Source organism: Caulobacter sp. X, from assembly GCF_002742635.1.
In the GTDB taxonomy this organism is placed as follows: domain Bacteria; phylum Pseudomonadota; class Alphaproteobacteria; order Caulobacterales; family Caulobacteraceae; genus Caulobacter.
Genome location: NZ_PEGF01000002.1, coordinates 1,577,939 through 1,592,923, shown reverse-complemented (window position 1 = coordinate 1,592,923; position 14,985 = coordinate 1,577,939). Strand labels below are relative to the sequence as shown.

Sequence of the window (14,985 nt, the reverse complement as noted above, 5' to 3'; positions counted from 1 at the left end):
CCGATGACCTGCATGCACGGCGACGCGATCCGCCTGGTCACGCCCAGCGCCAAGGGCTGCGAGGAATGCCTGAAGACCGGCGGCTGGTGGGTGCACTTGCGCCTCTGCCGGACCTGCGGCCATGTCGGCTGCTGCGACGACAGCCCCAGCAAGCACGCCAGCGCCCACTTCCGCGCGACCCGCCATCCGATCATCGAGGGCTATGACCCGCCCGAGGGCTGGGGCTGGTGCTTCATCGACGAAGAGTTCGTGGAGCTGCCTGATCAGACCCCGCAGGTCGGGCCCATTCCCCGGTTCGTCGAGGGCTAGCGCGCCTTCGAAATCCGCACGGCGTCGCGGCGGCGTGATGACATTTGAATGACGCCCGTGACCTCAAAAGCACAAATCTCGCCGTTACAATTGAAATCCTGCTGAAAAAATTCCTCACCTTCGCGGCGCGGCATATCTCTTCGCGTCGCCGGAGACACTAAGCTCGTCATTTATTGCCTTCGCTATCAACGCGTCGCCGTCTCTACATCGGCGGCCAGTCAGCGACTAACAAACCCCCACAATCGGGACACAGACGCCTCCTAGCCCTCTGCGCATCGCGAACACCTTTTCGCTGATTTTTGGCCGTCTTCCGCAAAGACGGCGCGTTAGGGGACAGTCCTATGCTCAAGATCCAGTATCTTGGGGGCGCATCCGCCCTCGTGCTTCTATTGAACGCCGCCCCCGTGGTCGCCCACGCCCAGACCGACACGGGCGCCAGCGCCACGGCCGTCGAGGAGATCGTCGTCACGGGGTCGCGCATCGCGCGCCGCGACTACTCCTCCGACAGCCCGATCGTCACGGTCGGCAAAGCCGATATCGAGAAGCTGGGCTCGGTCACCGTCGACACGATCCTGAACCAGATGCCGCAGTTCGTGCCGTCGGTCAGCAGCACGTCGAACAACCCGTCGAACGGCGGCCAGGCCAACATCGACCTGCGCGGCCTGGGCACGGCCCGCACCATGATCCTGATGGACGGCCACCGCGTTGTGCCCTCGAACTCGGACGGCACGGTCGACGTCAACATCATCCCGGCCGCGCTGATCCAGAACATCGAAGTGATCTCGGGCGGCGCCTCGGCGACCTACGGCTCCGACGCCCTGGCCGGCGTCGTCAACTTCAAGCTCAACAACAACTTCACCGGCCTGCAACTGGACGCTCAATATGGCGTCACCGAGGAGGGTGACGGCCGCGAGAAGTCCCTGGCCCTGACCGCCGGCGGCAAGTACGCCGAGGATCGCGGCCACGCCGTCTTCTCGCTCAGCTATTCGGAACGCGGCCAAGTCTACAACGCCGCTCGCGACTTCTCGAAGATCTCGGGCGCGTCCTCGACCACGCCGTACGGCCGCTATGACGCCACGGGCACCAACCTGCCCAGCCAGGCCGCCATCAACGCGGTGTTCGCCAAGTACGGCATCGCCGCCGGCACGGTGAAGGCCAGCGCCAATCTCGGCTTCAACGACGACGGCACGCTGTTCTACAACGGCGTGAACTACAAGGGCTCGACCGCGATCGACTATTCGACGATCCCGGTCAACGGCACCTACAACACCGGCGCCTTGAACCTGCTGCAGCTGCCGCTGAAGCGCTACAACGCCTATGCGGCGACCGACTATCAGATCAACGAGCACGCCCAGTTCTACGGCTCGTTCAACTTCACGCACTATGATTCCACGACGGTCCTGGCCCCGGCGCCCGCCGCCAGCTCGACCGGCTTCAGCGTGCCGGTGACCAACCCGTTCATCCCGGCGGATCTGGCCACCCTGCTCGCCAGCCGCGCCAACCCGAACGCCAGCTTCCTGCTGCGCAAGCGCTTCACGGACGTCGGCCCGCGCGTCTCGGACACCACCTTCAACGTGTTCCAGATCGCCGGCGGCGTGCGCGGCGACATCGGGTTCAAGGACTGGACGTACGACGTCTTCGCCTCGTACGGCCGCTCGGAGCAGAACGAGACCCAGTCGGGCAACATCAGCCACTCGGCGGTCCAGACCCTGCTCAACGCCTCGGACGGCGGCGCCAGCCTCTGCGAAGGCGGCTATGACCCGTTCGGCCTGAACGCCCTGTCGGCGGCCTGCCGCTCGTACATCTCGCGCCAAACCAAGAACCGCACGGTCGCCGAGCAGCAGGTGGTCGAGGCCAACCTGCAAGGCGGCCTGTTCGACCTGCCCGCCGGCGAGGTCCGCGCCGCCATCGGCGCCAGCTATAAGCGCGACACCTACCTGTTCGAGCCCGACAGCCTGCTGTCGACCGGCGACGTCGTCGGCTTCAACGCCCAGGACGCCATCGACGCCTCGACCAACGTCAAGGAACTGTACGGCGAATTGCTGGTCCCGGTCCTGAAGGACCTGCCGTTCATCAAGGCCCTCGACCTGAACGTCGGCTACCGCCTGTCGGACTACAACACCGTCGGCGACGTCAACGCCTACAAGCTGGACGGCGACTGGGAGGTCGTGGAAGGCTTCCGCATCCGCGGCGGCTATCAACGCGCCGTGCGGGCCCCGTCGATCGGCGAGCTCTACTCGCCCCAGAACCAGGGCTACCCCTCGATCACCGAGGACCCCTGCGCCTACAACAGCACCTACCGCGCCGGCTCCAACGCCTCGACGGTCCGCGCTCTCTGCCTGGCCCAGGGCGTGCCGTCGGCGATCATCGACAGCTACACCTACGCCAACACCCAGGTGAACGCGCTGAGCGGCGGCAATCCCGACCTGCGCCAAGAGACGGCCAATACCTACAGCGTCGGCGCCGTCTGGACCCCGCGCATCGACCATCCGCTGCTGGAGCGCCTGTCGCTGTCGGTCGACTACTATTCGATCGACATCAAGAACGCGATCGGCACGATCGACGCCGCCACGGCGCTCGACAAGTGCTACTCGGCCGAGGGCAACCCGACCGGCTCGACCAGCAACTATTATTGCAGCCTGTTCAAGCGGAACAGCGAGACGGGCGAGATCGACACCCTGACCCTGACCAACCTGAACCTGGCCGAGTACAAGACCACGGGCGTCGACTTCCAGGTCGACTGGGGCTTTGGCCTGGGCGCCGTCGGCCTCGACGACCGCTACGGCGCGATCAAGGTCAACGTCATCGGCACCTATCTCGACAGCTTCAAGGTCCAGAGCCTGCCGGGCGAGGACTTCATCGAGCTGAAGGGCACGATCGGCAACACCCAGATCAGCTCGACCGCCGTCTCCCATCCGGAGTGGAAGTACAACACCTCGGTCAGCTACCTGATCGGTCCGGTCGAGATCGGCGCGCGCTGGCGCTACATCGGGAACATGGTCGACGCGGCCGACGCCAGCGAGAAGATCGGGGCGGTCAACTACTACGACCTGAACGCCTCGTGGAAGGTCAACGACACCTACTCGATCCGCGGCGGCGTCACCAACCTGACCAACAAGCAGCCGCCCTACTTCTCGTCCTACGTCCAGGCCAACACCGACCCGTCGACCTACGACGTGCTGGGCCGCCGCTTCTTCGTGGCGGTGAAGGCCAAGTTCTAGGGCTTACGACTTCCACCCCAACTCGACGGGCGGGCTCCTCGCGGGGCCCGCCTTTTCTTTGGCCTGGAGGCGGGCGCGAAAAGGCGCCCTTCCGCCGGTGGATCCGGCGGGCTTGGGGAGGCGGCGGAGCGTCCGGGCAGGGCCCGGATGAGTGTTTGATGGAGTACCGTTTCGGCCGAGGCCAGAGCGCTCCGCGTGACCTGTGCTCCAGAGCCTTCGACGCGCGGGGTTTTAACCCGCTTTCGAAAGAGGCCCTGGGCGGGCAGAGGAAGATGCGTTCCCTCCGGACCACGCGGGCGATTTCAGCCCGCGCCTGCCGCGCCTGTCTCCTTCGGGATCCGGCTTTCGTCCCGATGTTTCAGGGAGCCCGTCCGAATCCGTCGCGAAGGCGGCCCAAAGGCCACGACCAGCGCTTCCCGCTCGATCACCCCCGCCGCTCGTTCGGTCGCCAGCTGAACGCCCTCCCCCGCGACGGGGCGAGAAGAAGTATGCGGGCGGTTTTGGGAGCGATGCGTCGATTTTGGCGGCGCTCGTGGGTTAGGGGCGTAAGGCGTTGAGATTGTTGGGGCGGGATGCGCTGGACGCTCGTGAGTGGATGGGCGTCCACGCGAAATCCCTCTCTCCAAAGAGAGGGATTCCGCATGCCCCATAGCAAAAGGCCCCGGAGATTGCTCTCCGGGGCCTTCGCATTGTCTAGCTGTCGCTAAGACCGTTCGATTACTCGACGATCTTCGAGACGACGCCGGCGCCGACGGTGCGGCCGCCTTCGCGGATGGCGAAGCGCAGCTTTTCTTCCATGGCGATCGGGGTGATCAGCTCGACGTCCAGCTCGGCGTTGTCGCCCGGCATGATCATTTCCACGCCTTCGCGCAGCTTGATGATGCCCGTCACGTCCGTCGTGCGGAAGTAGAACTGCGGACGGTAGTTGGTGAAGAACGGGGTGTGACGGCCGCCTTCTTCCTTGGTCAGGATGTAGGCTTCGGCCACGAACTTGGTGTGCGGCGTGATCGAGCCCGGCTTGCACAGCACTTGGCCGCGCTCGACGTCTTCACGCTTGGTGCCGCGCAGCAGCACGCCCACGTTGTCGCCCGCTTGACCTTGGTCCAGCAGCTTGCGGAACATTTCGACGCCCGTGCAGGTGGTCTTTTGGACCGGACGGATGCCGACGATTTCGACTTCTTCACCGACCTTCACGATGCCGCGCTCGACGCGACCGGTGACCACGGTGCCGCGGCCCGAGATCGAGAACACGTCTTCGACCGGCATCAGGAACGGCAGGTCGACCGGGCGTTCCGGCTGCGGGATGTAGGCGTCGACTTGCGTCATCAGCTCGAGGATGCGGTCTTCGCCGATGGCGGCGTCGCGGCCTTCGACGGCGGCCAGGGCCGAGCCCTTGACGATCGGAATGTCATCGCCCGGGAACTGGTAGCTCGACAGCAGTTCGCGAACTTCCATTTCGACGAGCTCGAGCAGCTCTTCGTCGTCGACCATGTCGACCTTGTTCATGAACACGACCAGGGCCGGCACGCCGACCTGACGGGCCAGCAGGATGTGCTCGCGGGTCTGCGGCATCGGGCCGTCGGCGGCCGACACCACCAGGATCGCGCCGTCCATCTGGGCGGCGCCGGTGATCATGTTCTTCACGTAGTCGGCGTGGCCGGGGCAGTCGACGTGAGCGTAGTGACGGTTTTGCGTCTCATACTCGACGTGCGCGGTGTTGATCGTGATGCCGCGGGCCTTTTCTTCCGGCGCGGCGTCGATGTCGGCGTAGTTCTTGGCGGTCGCGCCGCCCGTCTTCGCCAGCACGATCGTGATCGCGGCCGTCAGGGTCGTCTTGCCATGGTCAACGTGACCGATGGTGCCGATGTTGCAGTGCGGCTTAGTACGTTCGAACTTTTCCTTGGCCATCGTCTCTACCTTCGCGCCGGCGGCTGGGTTGTTGGGAATAACTCTCGGGGAGCTGGAGCGGGTAGCGGGAATCGAACCCGCATCCTCAGCTTGGAAGGCTGCTGCACTACCATTGTGCTATACCCGCCAAGCTTGCGGGGTCGCGTCGGCTCCCGGTCTCTGGCTCTGGGACGCCCTCACCTGCCTTCAGAACTCATCGCGCGCATGGTGGGGGAAGTAGGACTCGAACCTACGAAGGCTTACGCCAGGGGATTTACAGTCCCCCCCCTTTGCCACTCGGGACATTCCCCCAAGCACGCGATGGAGTTCCGAAGCCGGCGGCCTTTATCCGCTTCGACGAGCGACGGCAAGCCGTCAAACGCCGATGCGAAACAAAAGCTTCTTGGACCGGTGACGGACGATGCTAAGAGCAGCGCCGGCTGGCCGAGAAGCCCTCGGGGCCCCAAATCGGAGCGCGTCTTATAGTGTCCTCTCATTCCGAACGCAACGACCGGAAACGCCCTTCTGCACAAGGACGCGATTTTCGTTCCAAGCCCCGGAAACAAAACGACTTTTCCAGAGGCCAAGGCGACGCCAAGGACTGGATTTGGGGGACTCACGCCGTCGAGGCGGCGCTTTCGAACCCTCATCGCCCCGCCCCCAAGCGCCTTCTGGCGACCCCGGATCGGGCCAAGCGACTCGCCCCCGACCTGCAGAAACTGTCCTGCCTGCAGGTGATGGAAGGCCAGGAGATCGCCAAGCACCTGCCCCAGGGCGCCGTGCACCAGGGCCTGGCGCTGAAGATCGACGAGCCCGAGTCGCTGTCGATCTCTGAACTGGCGGCTTCGGGCGAAGGCTTCCTGGTCATGCTGGACCAGATCACCGACCCGCAGAATATCGGCGCGATCTTCCGCTCGGCCGCCGCGTTCGGCGCCAAGGGCGTCATCCTGCAGGACCGCCACGCCCCCGCCCTGACCGGCGTGCTGGCCAAGACCGCCGTCGGCGCCGTGGACAAGGTGCCCTACGCGCGCGTGGTCAATCTCTCCCGCGCGCTCGAGGAGCTGGCCGAGCTCGGCTGGCGCGGCGTGGCCCTGGCCGGCGAGGCCGAACAGACCCTGGACGAGGTGTTGGACGGCGGCCCCACGGTGCTGGTCCTCGGCTCGGAAGGCGAAGGCGTGCGCCGACTGGTCGCCGAGCACTGCGACGTGCTGGGCAAGATCCCGATGCCGGGCGGCTTCGAAAGCCTCAACGTCTCGGCGGCCGCGGCGATCGCGCTCTATGAAGCGTCCAAGCCGCGCGGCAAGGCGGCGGTCTAGGCGTTTCGCGCCCGTGCGGAGGCTCCTCGTCGTTCTGGCGGCGGCCGTGGTCGGGGCTCAGGGCGGCCTCGCCCAGGCTTCCACGGCCGAAACCCAGTCCCGACTAGCGCGGGCGCGACCCGTCGCGACGCAAACGGTGACCCCGCCTCCCCCGCCTGTCACGCCCGACCAGCCGACGACGGTCGGCGAGCCCCTGACGAAGCCGCCACGGTCCGGTCTCCCGGCGCGGGAGAGGCCGCCGCCCAAGCCCGCGAAGCGCCACGACCTCGGCCTGATCCTGCTTTTGCCGAGCCTGCTCGCGCTGGTCGCGCTCGTGCGATGGTTTGCACGGCGCCGCCGATCCGCGACAAGGCGCGTTTAGGTCCGGCGCGGCCTTTTGCGTCTTGCATCGACCCGCGCGTCATCCCATTGAGGGCGCATGTTCGACACGTTGATGGCCCACTTGGATGGCTTTCAGGGACCGCTGACAGCTTTCCTGCAAGTCCTGATGATCGATCTCGTCCTGGCCGGCGACAACGCCGTGGCCGTGGGCTTGGCGGCCGGCGGCCTGCCGGTCAAGGATCGCAAGAAGGTCATTCTCTACGGCTTGGGCGCGGCGGTCGTGCTGCGGATCAGCTTCGCCCTGATCACCACCTGGCTGCTGGGCGTCATCGGCCTGCTCCTGGCCGGCGGTTTCCTGCTGCTGTGGGTCTGCTGGAAGATGTGGCGCGAACTGCGCGAGCAGGCCTCGCACGACCAGGCCGACGCCGTGGCCATGGTCGACTCCGATCCCAGCACCGAGCCGCGCGCCCGTCCCGCGAAGTCTTTCAAACAAGCCTTCGTCCAGGTTCTGATCGCCGACGTCTCGATGTCGCTGGATAACGTGCTGGCCGTGGCCGGCGCGGCCCGCGAGCATCCGGCCATCCTGGTCTTCGGCCTGCTGCTGTCGATCATCCTGATGGGCCTGGCCGCCAGCGCCATCGCCAACCTGCTGCACAAGCACCGCTGGATCGGCTTCGTCGGCCTCGCCATCGTGTTCTACGTCGCCCTGCACATGATCTGGGAAGGCCACCGCAGCGTGGTGATGGACCTCAACGAGACCGGCGCCTACAACGCCGCCGCCCCCGCTCCTCTGGACATCAGTCCAGAGGAGATGGCCAAGCACAACCGGCACAAGTAGCGGTTCAGCGTCCCGGCAGCGGCGGCATGTCCAGCCGGCGAAGGTCGGCCATCCGGGCGTAGAACCGCAGGATCGCGCGATGCCGCGCGGTGTCGCCCCTGGCCTCCACCGCCTCATGCAGGCGGATCAGGGCCGAGCGCAGACGCGCGTTCGCCGCGTCCAGCGCCGCCAGCGACAGCTCGTCGGTTCCGGCGGCGGCCTCGACCTCATAGTCGCCGGACGCCTCGTCCAGCAGCGCGCGGATCGCGGCGTTTTCGGTCACCCGCGCGGCGACGCCGCGTTCGCCCTCCTGGGCGGCCAGCAGCGACAACAGCGCCACCACCGCGACCTTGCCGGCCATGAACTCGCCCTGCTGCTCGGGCGGCGGCGGGTCGATCATGCACATGAAGTTGCCGACCAGGATGTCGGGCAGGCTGGGCGTCATCGCGGTCTCTCCAAGGCTTGGCCCTCCCATTTCAGCAAGGCCTCGGCCAGGATCTCGTCGTGGCGGCGGGCGGTGTACCAGCCCGAGATCGCCAGCACCGGATCCTTGAAGCCGCCGTCGCGGTATTCCTTGGCCGCCGAGGTCCAAATCGCCTGGCCCTTCACGGCGTTGAACAGGCTCCACCAGGCCAGGGCCGCCTCGTCGACCTCGAGGCCGCTGGCCCTCTTCCAGATCGCCAGGGCCTCCTCGCGCGGCAGCATGCCGGCGACCTTGTCGGCCTCGTAGTGGCCCCACAGCGGATCGAGCGCCCAGCCCAGGTCCTCCAGCGGATCGCCCAGGTGGACCATCTCCCAGTCCAGGATCGCCAGGATCTTCCCCGCGCCGTCGTGCAGGAAGTTGCCGGTCCGATAGTCGCCATGCACGACGCGGATCGCCTGGGCCGGCGGCGGCGGGCGACGGCGCAGGGCGCGGATCGCCGCCCAGACGATCGGCTGCGGATGCTGCTGGTCGGCCTCGATCACGCCCGCCCAATGGTCCAGCGCGATCTTCCAGCAAGCGTCCGGCGCGGGCGCGTCGGCGGCCTTCGCCAGGGGGAGCGCGGCGGGATCGGCGGCGGCGATCGTCCCCAGGATCGAGAAGAACTGTTCGCCGATGGTCCGCGCATGCTCGCCGTAGGGCGCGACGGTGAACGGCGAGGCGGCGGCCCCGCCCTCGACCCGCTCCATGATGAAGAACGGCCGCTCCAGCTCCGCGCCCTCGGCCTCCATCGCAACGGGACGCGGCACGGGAAGCCGGTCGTGGAAGCTCTCGAAGGCCAGATATTCCTGATTGCGGTCGGTCTCGATCAGGCTGCCGGGCGGGTCGCGGCGCAGGATCAGCGGCCGTTCGCCCTTCGCCGTCCGGGCGCTGAACCGATAGGTCTCGCGGCTGGCTCCGCCGGGGATGCGCGAGAGGTCGACGACCGTGACGGCCTCGCCCCACACGCGCGACAGATACGCCTCCAGGCGTTCGGCGAGGCTCATGGGGCCATGTCCAGGATCGAGGCGAAGCCGGACGGCGCGTGCGGGCCGATCGCCAGCTGCTCGAAGACCCCCCGCCCCTTTCGTGTCCGCCCCGCGCCGTCGACATAGGTCACGTCGCTGAGGGCCTGGACGTGCAGGTGCTGGGGAACGGCGCGGTCGAGGTCGGCGGCGACAAAGTCCTCGCGCTCGACCTTCAGCTTGCCCTGGTTCAGCCCGTGCCCCCAGGTGGGGTGGGTGTAGCCGAGGCCCAGCATGAAGAACTCGCGCTTTGGCTCGACCGTCGTCGTCCCGTCGGCGCCGAAATCCAGCGTGGCGGCGCGGGCGTGGCGCGTGCCGCTCTTCCACTGGATGGCGTAGGAGGCCTGCGCGAAACCGCCGAACTCCAGCTCGCGGCCGCCGTCCTCCAGCCACAAAGCCCGGCGGTTCCAGGCCCGACCCAGCTCGTCGTCGTTGGTGTGGAAGAAGAGCCCGCCGTCCTCGAAATTGCACGGCGCCCACAGCCAGAAGAACTGCGGGAGAACCGGCGGGGCCAGATCCTGAGGATCGCGCGCGCCCACCGGCCGCACGCCCCAGGAGCGGTCCCGCGTGCCGACGAAGCCGTCGACACTTGAGCGCACGCCATCGACCTCGATCCAGCCGGAATAGCGGCCGTTCTGGGTCAGGCGGGTGTAGTCCATGAAGGCGCGCGGGCCGTTGCGGCGAACGAAGCGCGGCTCCTCGATCGGAAAGGCGCGGCCCTCGAAGACGATCTCGGCGGCGATCCCCTGCTCGGGCGCGCTCACCGTCAGCTTCAGACGCTTCAGCGGTTCGATCACGCTGATGGCGATCGGCCCGACGGTCAGGTCCATCCGCTCCATCTCAAGCCAGCGGCTGGCGTGCAGATTGACCTGCTTGCCGTCCTTCATCACGCAGAAGGCCGCGTCGGCGATGTTGAGGTGCGGATAGACCCCGAAGGCCGCGGCGAAGAACAGGTCGTCCCCGTCACCTGACGCCGCGTAGCCGTTGAAGAAATAGCGATCATAGAAGTTCCGATCCGTGCCGGCGTAGGCCACGGGCTCGGGCGTCTGATGGATCGGATAATCGTCGCCCCAGGTGAGCGCCATGCCGTCCTCCCCTAGATCGCGCGGCGTTCTGGCGACGCCGCTTTACGTCCAGATGAACAACGTTAAGGTCGCGCCGCACGATTGCAACGTTTCCGGAGCGTCAAGGCGATGAGCGGGTGGACACCTAGAACCTGGACGGGTCTGGCGGCGGTCAGCGGACTGCTGGCGGTGGGTTTCGGGGCCTTTGGCGCGCATGGCGTCCATGATCCCAAGGCGGCCGAGTGGCTGCGCATCGGCTCGCAGTATCAGATGGCCCACGCCCTGGCGGTGTTCGCGGCCTTCGGCCTGCATCGCGCCGGCGCCAAGGGGATGGGCGCGGCGGCCGCGCTCTTCCTTGTCGGCAGCCTGATCTTCGCCGGCTCGCTCTACGCCATGGCGCTGGGCGCGCCGCGCGTACTGGGGGCGATCACGCCGATCGGCGGCGTGTCGTTCATGATCGGCTGGGCGCTGCTGGCCTGGCGGGCCTTCACCTTGCGGGATCAGGCCTGAACCTTCGCTCCGCCCGGCAGGGCCACGAAGAAGATCGCCAGCGACGAGCCGACCAGGCAGGCGAACATCACCGCCGCCACGGGCTTGGCCGTGCCGTCGTGCAGGACGCCGCCGGCCCAGGAGGCCAGGGCGCCAGCCCCAAACGAGGCCGAGCCCATCAGGGCCGAGATCGAGCCGGCGCGGCGCGGATCGACGCTCAGCGCGCCGGCCATGGTGTTCCCGCCCATCAGGCCATAGACCGACAAGGCCGCGAACAGCAGCGGCAGCACGGTCCACTGGCCGCCCCAACCGGTCCAGGCGGCCAGCGTCAGCAACAAGGCGGCGACGATCGAAGCGGCGCTGGCCTTGCGCAGCACCTGGTCGGGCGTCGATCGCCGCAGCAGCCAGCGATTGACCTGGCTGGCGCCGATGATGCCGACGGCGTTCAGCGCGAAGATCAGGTTGAAGGTCATCGGCGTATGGCCGTAGGTCCCCATCACCAGATCCGGCGCGGTCGAGATGTAAGTGAACAGCACCGCCCCGTTCAGCGCCCCGGCCAGGGCGTAACCCACCAGCCGCTTCATGCCGAACAGCGCGACATAGGCGCGAAGCGGGTGCTCGGCGCGGGCCTGGGCGGCGGTCTCCGCCGAGCGCGACTCCGGCAGGCCGAACATCACCCAGGCGCCGATCACCACGGCGAAGACAACCAGGGTCCAGAACACGCCGCGCCAGCCAGCGACCAGTTGGACCAGGCCGCCAAGCTGCGGCGCCAACACCGGCGCCAAACCCATGATCAGCATCATCAACGACAGCACCCGGGCCGTATCGGTCTGGCTGAAGCGGTCGCGGACCACCGCCCGGGCAACCACCGCGCCGGCGCATCCGCCCAAGGCCTGGACGAACCGGGCGGCGATCAGGGTCTCGATGTTCGGCGCCAGGGCGCAGACCACCGACGCCGCGAGGAAGACGCCAATCCCGATCAGCAAAGGCGGCCGGCGGCCCAGGCGGTCCGAGGCCGGTCCATAGACGAATTGGCCGATCGCCATGCCCGCGAAGAAGGCGGCCAGCGTAGCCTGTGTCTGGTCCGCCCCCGCGTGCAGCGTGCGCCCAATCGACGGCAGACTGGACAGGTACATGTCGATCGACATCGGCGCGAAGGCCGTCAGAGCGCCCAGCAGCAGGACAAGTCGCCAGGGAACGGCGGGGGGCGGCGGAGGCGCTTCGGTCATCGACGCTTTTTACGCGTGTTCGCGCACGATGAAATACTCAATGGCGAATTCTCGCGCATGGCTTGCGCGCTTCTGGTCGGCGCTTCAAGGTGAACGCCAATCATATAAGAACGCCGAGGGAGACGCCCGCTCATGACACCCCTGCCCGCGCCCCAGTTCGCCGACGTCAATGGCGTCCGCATGGCCTATTACGAAGCCGGACCGCGCGGCGGCGTCCCCATCGTCTTCTGCCACGGTTTTCCGGAGCTGGCGTTCTCCTGGCGCCACCAGATCGCGGCCCTGGCCGCGGCGGGACGCTGGGTGATCGCGCCCGACCAGCGGGGCTACGGCCTCACGCCCGGTCCCGAGGCGGTCGAGGCCTACGACATGGAGCACCTGACGGGCGACCTCGTCGGTCTGCTCGATCACCTGGGCGCGGACAAGGCCATCTTCGTCGGCCACGACTGGGGCGGCATCGTCGTCTGGGCCATGCCGCTGCTGCACCCCGACCGCGTCGCGGGCGTCGTCGGTTTGAACACGCCTTTCGTGCCGCGCCTGCCGCTCGACCCGATCGAGATGTTCCGCAACGCCTTCGGCGAGGACATGTACATCGTCCACTTCCAGAAACCGGGCGTGGCCGACGCCCAGCTGGGCGCGGACGTCGAGAAGACCCTGCGCTTCTTCATGCGCCTGCCCAAGGGCACGCAGGAGGACTTCGCCTCGCGTCCGGCCGAACAGCGCAGCCTGGCCCTGCAGGACGCCTTGGCTCACTACGACCCGGCGACCGACGCTCACCAGTTCCTGTCGCCCGAAGAGCTTGGCGTCTTCGTCGAGGCCTTCAAGCGCACCGGCTTCACCGGCGGCATCAACTGGTACCGCAACTTCAGCCGCAACTGGCGCATGGCCGAGGGCCTGCCCAACAGGATCGACGGCGTCCCCTGCCTGATGCTGATGGCCGAGCACGACGTGGTGCTGCCGCCGTCCATGGCCGACCGCATGGGCGACCAGATCGGCGATCTCGAAAAGGTGCTGATCAAAGGCAGCGGTCACTGGACGCAGCAGGAGAAGCCCGCCGAGGTCGACGCCGCCCTGCTGGACTGGCTGGACCGGAAGTTTCCGCTGGGAGGGTGAGGCGGTTTGGCGCCCCGAGAGCCAATCCAATTCTCCGTCATTCCCGCCCCAAAATGGCGAGGACCGTCACAGACAAGCCGCTCGCGGGTTCCGAGAGTGGACATGGCGATCGTTCGTCCAGGGGGGGCTGACGTTACCCCGCACGTATTGTAGAGCTTTCTTTATAATTGTGGTTGGCATTTTTTTAATTCTAAGGTTGCGCACCCTCAACTAGGGGATGTGCATGCCTTATTTCAGCGCGCCCGGCGGCGGCGGTGACTCGGTCGAAGTGGACTCGCTCACTATTACGGCAGCGATCAGTACCGGATTCGGAGCTGGCGGCGGCGGATCCAACAACCCGATGCAGGGTTGGCACATCGAGCGGCATCCATCTGACCCGGGCGAACCCTTCGTCGATATCTCGTTCAAACCCGACCGTCAAAAATTGCAACGAAGCGCGCTTCTTGCTTGGTCAGGCAAAGCAAAAACAAACTGAATTCAACACGCTGAAGAATGTTTTCGACAACGACCACGCCGATATTGCTCAGAAGATCGCAGAGAAAACGATTGGCCTAGGGGCCTTGCTGGGTATCGGAGCCTCAATGGCTGCAATCTGGAACAAGGTGAAGGAAGTCCGCGCCGCAATCATGGCCGAACTTGGTATGGCGGGCTCTGCGGCAGTTGCGATTGGCGCACTGTCGGTCGGGATTGTATTGTATATTGATCGTGACCGCTGGGATGCGGTCGTTGCTCAGGCGCAAGCAGATAAAGATCGTCTCTGCGGATCAGGCTCAGCTTAGGTGGGGTGGCTAAGATGCCGCTTATCTTCAGAAAATACCCGCTGGCATGGGCCAATATCGCATTCATTCTCATCGGCTACGTGATTTTCTACGGCATTTCCGTAGCAATGAAGCGTAGTCTTGAGGTTGTTGATCTTGTGAATATTTGGCCTGTCCACTTGGTGCTGTTCTTCAACATTGCGGTTGTCGCTGGCGTCATCAAGGTGGGGAAGCGGCCGTGAGACATGTCTGATGTGGCTGCGCTGTGAGGCGTGCAGCTGCATTGGATTTCGACTTGCCCCCTAACTCCCAAATTGTCGTCACGCCTGTTCTTTGGTGTAGAGCTCGTCGATTGCACGCTTGATGATTTCGGAGTTTTTGAGCTTGAGCCACGTTTTGAGCAAGACGAAGGTGGCGACGTCCTCCTTCTCGAAATAGCCGCCGATGTGTTTCAGACCTGGCCCGTAAGCGCAGCTTCACGATGGATCTTCTGGCGGAACAACAGTACGCATCCGGTTGGTGGCCGTAGCGACCTAGGCCCGGTTAGCGGACCGTCATCAAGTTCTGCTCAGGGTCGCAAGCACTCTTCGGCATCGACGCCGTTTTCAGACGTTCAAAACGCCGTCGCGAGCCAACGTCCTTCTCGATAGGCGCCTGCCCTTCGGCGGAAATGACGGCGCTTAGGGGATGAACCGTGCGTCCCCGCCCTAGCTGGCGTTCAGCAGCATCTCGGCCCGACGGCGCATGGCGGCCGCCAGCTGCAGCATGGCCAGGGCGCTCACCTCATCGCGTTCCGCCGCCCGGATCGAATAGACATTGGCCATGGCGAACAAGGCTTCGACCCGATCCACGCCCTCGGCGCCGAACATCTGGCCGATCTGACGGTCAAGCTCCGCCAGCTGCCGAGGATTAAGCATCTCGAGCAGTTCTTCGTCGGTGTAGTCTTCAGGCGCCGGCTGAATCATGCGCGCAGAATACA

Annotated in this window: 15 protein-coding genes and 2 tRNA genes; 9 read left to right on the top strand and 8 right to left on the bottom strand. The window is 66.1% G+C overall.

Annotation, left to right across the window (positions count from 1 at the left end):
• Positions 1-3: 3 nt before the first annotated feature.
• Together CSW60_RS19900 and CSW60_RS19895 are read left to right on the top strand one after the other, a co-directional pair.
• The gene (locus tag CSW60_RS19900) at positions 4-309 is read left to right on the top strand and encodes a UBP-type zinc finger domain-containing protein (protein WP_099538891.1); all 306 of its coding nucleotides are present in this window, start codon (positions 4-6) and stop codon (positions 307-309) included.
• Positions 310-650: 341 nt separating this feature from the next.
• Positions 651-3,530, top strand: a complete 2,880-nt coding sequence (locus tag CSW60_RS19895; protein WP_099538890.1) for a TonB-dependent receptor domain-containing protein — start codon at positions 651-653, stop codon at positions 3,528-3,530.
• Positions 3,531-4,247: 717 nt separating this feature from the next.
• Here CSW60_RS19895 and tuf read toward each other — a convergent pair.
• From tuf to CSW60_RS19880, 3 genes are all read right to left on the bottom strand, one after another.
• On the bottom strand, positions 4,248-5,438 hold the full coding sequence (gene tuf, locus CSW60_RS19890) for an elongation factor Tu (RefSeq protein WP_066680301.1): 1,191 nt from the start codon (positions 5,436-5,438) through the stop codon (positions 4,248-4,250).
• Between the two features lie 53 nt (positions 5,439-5,491).
• A tRNA-Gly gene (locus CSW60_RS19885) sits at positions 5,492-5,565 on the bottom strand.
• A gap of 78 nt (positions 5,566-5,643) precedes the next feature.
• Positions 5,644-5,729: transfer RNA gene (locus tag CSW60_RS19880), tRNA-Tyr, on the bottom strand.
• Between the two features lie 173 nt (positions 5,730-5,902).
• On the opposite strand from CSW60_RS19880, the gene rlmB reads away from it, so the two are divergent.
• Together rlmB and CSW60_RS19870 are read left to right on the top strand one after the other, a co-directional pair.
• Positions 5,903-6,733 carry a 23S rRNA (guanosine(2251)-2'-O)-methyltransferase RlmB gene (gene rlmB / locus CSW60_RS19875; RefSeq protein WP_099538889.1) on the top strand — a complete coding sequence of 277 codons (831 nt, stop codon included), beginning with the start codon at positions 5,903-5,905 and terminating at the stop codon, positions 6,731-6,733.
• Positions 6,734-7,151: 418 nt separating this feature from the next.
• Positions 7,152-7,892: a TerC family protein gene (locus tag CSW60_RS19870; protein WP_099538888.1), complete on the top strand. Its 741-nt coding sequence runs from the start codon at positions 7,152-7,154 to the stop codon at positions 7,890-7,892.
• Between the two features lie 4 nt (positions 7,893-7,896).
• Here CSW60_RS19870 and CSW60_RS19865 read toward each other — a convergent pair whose 3' ends face one another.
• The 3 genes from CSW60_RS19865 to CSW60_RS19855 are packed head-to-tail and all read right to left on the bottom strand — an operon-like array spanning position 7,897 to position 10,441.
• Entirely contained in the window at positions 7,897-8,316 is a 420-nt protein-coding gene (locus tag CSW60_RS19865) for a hypothetical protein (protein ID WP_099538887.1), read from the bottom strand.
• Positions 8,313-9,338, bottom strand: a complete 1,026-nt coding sequence (locus CSW60_RS19860; RefSeq protein ID WP_099538886.1) for a phosphotransferase family protein — start codon at positions 9,336-9,338, stop codon at positions 8,313-8,315. Before CSW60_RS19860 ends, CSW60_RS19865 begins: the two co-directional genes overlap by 4 nt.
• The gene (locus CSW60_RS19855; protein WP_099538885.1) at positions 9,335-10,441 is read right to left on the bottom strand and encodes a hypothetical protein; all 1,107 of its coding nucleotides are present in this window, start codon (positions 10,439-10,441) and stop codon (positions 9,335-9,337) included. The genes CSW60_RS19860 and CSW60_RS19855 overlap by 4 nt, the downstream gene beginning before the upstream one ends.
• Before the next feature lie 108 nt (positions 10,442-10,549).
• On the opposite strand from CSW60_RS19855, the gene CSW60_RS19850 reads away from it, so the two are divergent.
• On the top strand, positions 10,550-10,930 hold the full coding sequence (locus CSW60_RS19850) for a DUF423 domain-containing protein (RefSeq protein WP_099538884.1): 381 nt from the start codon (positions 10,550-10,552) through the stop codon (positions 10,928-10,930).
• On the opposite strand, the gene CSW60_RS19845 is transcribed toward CSW60_RS19850, so the two are convergent.
• Positions 10,921-12,138 carry a multidrug effflux MFS transporter gene (locus CSW60_RS19845; protein WP_099538883.1) on the bottom strand — a complete coding sequence of 406 codons (1,218 nt, stop codon included), beginning with the start codon at positions 12,136-12,138 and terminating at the stop codon, positions 10,921-10,923. The two genes, CSW60_RS19850 and CSW60_RS19845, sit on opposite strands and share 10 nt — an antisense overlap.
• A gap of 132 nt (positions 12,139-12,270) precedes the next feature.
• On the opposite strand from CSW60_RS19845, the gene CSW60_RS19840 reads away from it, so the two are divergent.
• From CSW60_RS19840 to CSW60_RS19835, 4 genes are all read left to right on the top strand, one after another.
• Entirely contained in the window at positions 12,271-13,248 is a 978-nt protein-coding gene (locus CSW60_RS19840; RefSeq protein WP_099538882.1) for an alpha/beta fold hydrolase, read from the top strand.
• A 223-nt stretch (positions 13,249-13,471) separates the two neighbouring features.
• Positions 13,472-13,723 (top strand): hypothetical protein, encoded by a 252-nt coding sequence (locus CSW60_RS23285; RefSeq protein WP_143324227.1) that lies wholly within the window; start codon positions 13,472-13,474, stop codon positions 13,721-13,723.
• Positions 13,692-14,027 carry an RpiB/LacA/LacB family sugar-phosphate isomerase gene (locus CSW60_RS23280; RefSeq protein WP_143324226.1) on the top strand — a complete coding sequence of 112 codons (336 nt, stop codon included), beginning with the start codon at positions 13,692-13,694 and terminating at the stop codon, positions 14,025-14,027. Before CSW60_RS23285 ends, CSW60_RS23280 begins: the two co-directional genes overlap by 32 nt.
• Positions 14,028-14,041: 14 nt before the next feature.
• A complete protein-coding gene (locus CSW60_RS19835) occupies positions 14,042-14,248 on the top strand; it encodes a hypothetical protein (RefSeq protein WP_143324225.1) in 207 nt (68 codons plus the stop codon).
• Positions 14,249-14,713: 465 nt separating this feature from the next.
• Here CSW60_RS19835 and CSW60_RS19830 read toward each other — a convergent pair whose 3' ends face one another.
• Positions 14,714-14,971 (bottom strand): low temperature requirement protein A, encoded by a 258-nt coding sequence (locus tag CSW60_RS19830; protein WP_099538880.1) that lies wholly within the window; start codon positions 14,969-14,971, stop codon positions 14,714-14,716.
• Between the last annotated feature and the right edge of the window lie 14 nt (positions 14,972-14,985).

Excerpts from the sequence above, each read along its gene's own strand:
- CSW60_RS19900 (WP_099538891.1), top strand. The coding sequence starts at position 4 with ATGACCTGCATGCACGGCGACGCGATCCGCCTGGTCACGCCCAGCGCC.
- CSW60_RS19895 (WP_099538890.1), top strand. The coding sequence starts at position 651 with ATGCTCAAGATCCAGTATCTTGGGGGCGCATCCGCCCTCGTGCTTCTA.
- tuf (WP_066680301.1), bottom strand. The coding sequence starts at position 5,438 with ATGGCCAAGGAAAAGTTCGAACGTACTAAGCCGCACTGCAACATCGGC.
- CSW60_RS19870 (WP_099538888.1), top strand. The coding sequence starts at position 7,152 with ATGTTCGACACGTTGATGGCCCACTTGGATGGCTTTCAGGGACCGCTG.
- CSW60_RS19865 (WP_099538887.1), bottom strand. The coding sequence starts at position 8,316 with ATGACGCCCAGCCTGCCCGACATCCTGGTCGGCAACTTCATGTGCATG.
- CSW60_RS19860 (WP_099538886.1), bottom strand. The coding sequence starts at position 9,338 with ATGAGCCTCGCCGAACGCCTGGAGGCGTATCTGTCGCGCGTGTGGGGC.
- CSW60_RS19855 (WP_099538885.1), bottom strand. The coding sequence starts at position 10,441 with ATGGCGCTCACCTGGGGCGACGATTATCCGATCCATCAGACGCCCGAG.
- CSW60_RS19850 (WP_099538884.1), top strand. The coding sequence starts at position 10,550 with ATGAGCGGGTGGACACCTAGAACCTGGACGGGTCTGGCGGCGGTCAGC.
- CSW60_RS19845 (WP_099538883.1), bottom strand. The coding sequence starts at position 12,138 with ATGACCGAAGCGCCTCCGCCGCCCCCCGCCGTTCCCTGGCGACTTGTC.
- CSW60_RS19840 (WP_099538882.1), top strand. The coding sequence starts at position 12,271 with ATGACACCCCTGCCCGCGCCCCAGTTCGCCGACGTCAATGGCGTCCGC.
- CSW60_RS23285 (WP_143324227.1), top strand. The coding sequence starts at position 13,472 with ATGCCTTATTTCAGCGCGCCCGGCGGCGGCGGTGACTCGGTCGAAGTG.
- CSW60_RS19835 (WP_143324225.1), top strand. The coding sequence starts at position 14,042 with ATGCCGCTTATCTTCAGAAAATACCCGCTGGCATGGGCCAATATCGCA.
- CSW60_RS19830 (WP_099538880.1), bottom strand. The coding sequence starts at position 14,971 with ATGATTCAGCCGGCGCCTGAAGACTACACCGACGAAGAACTGCTCGAG.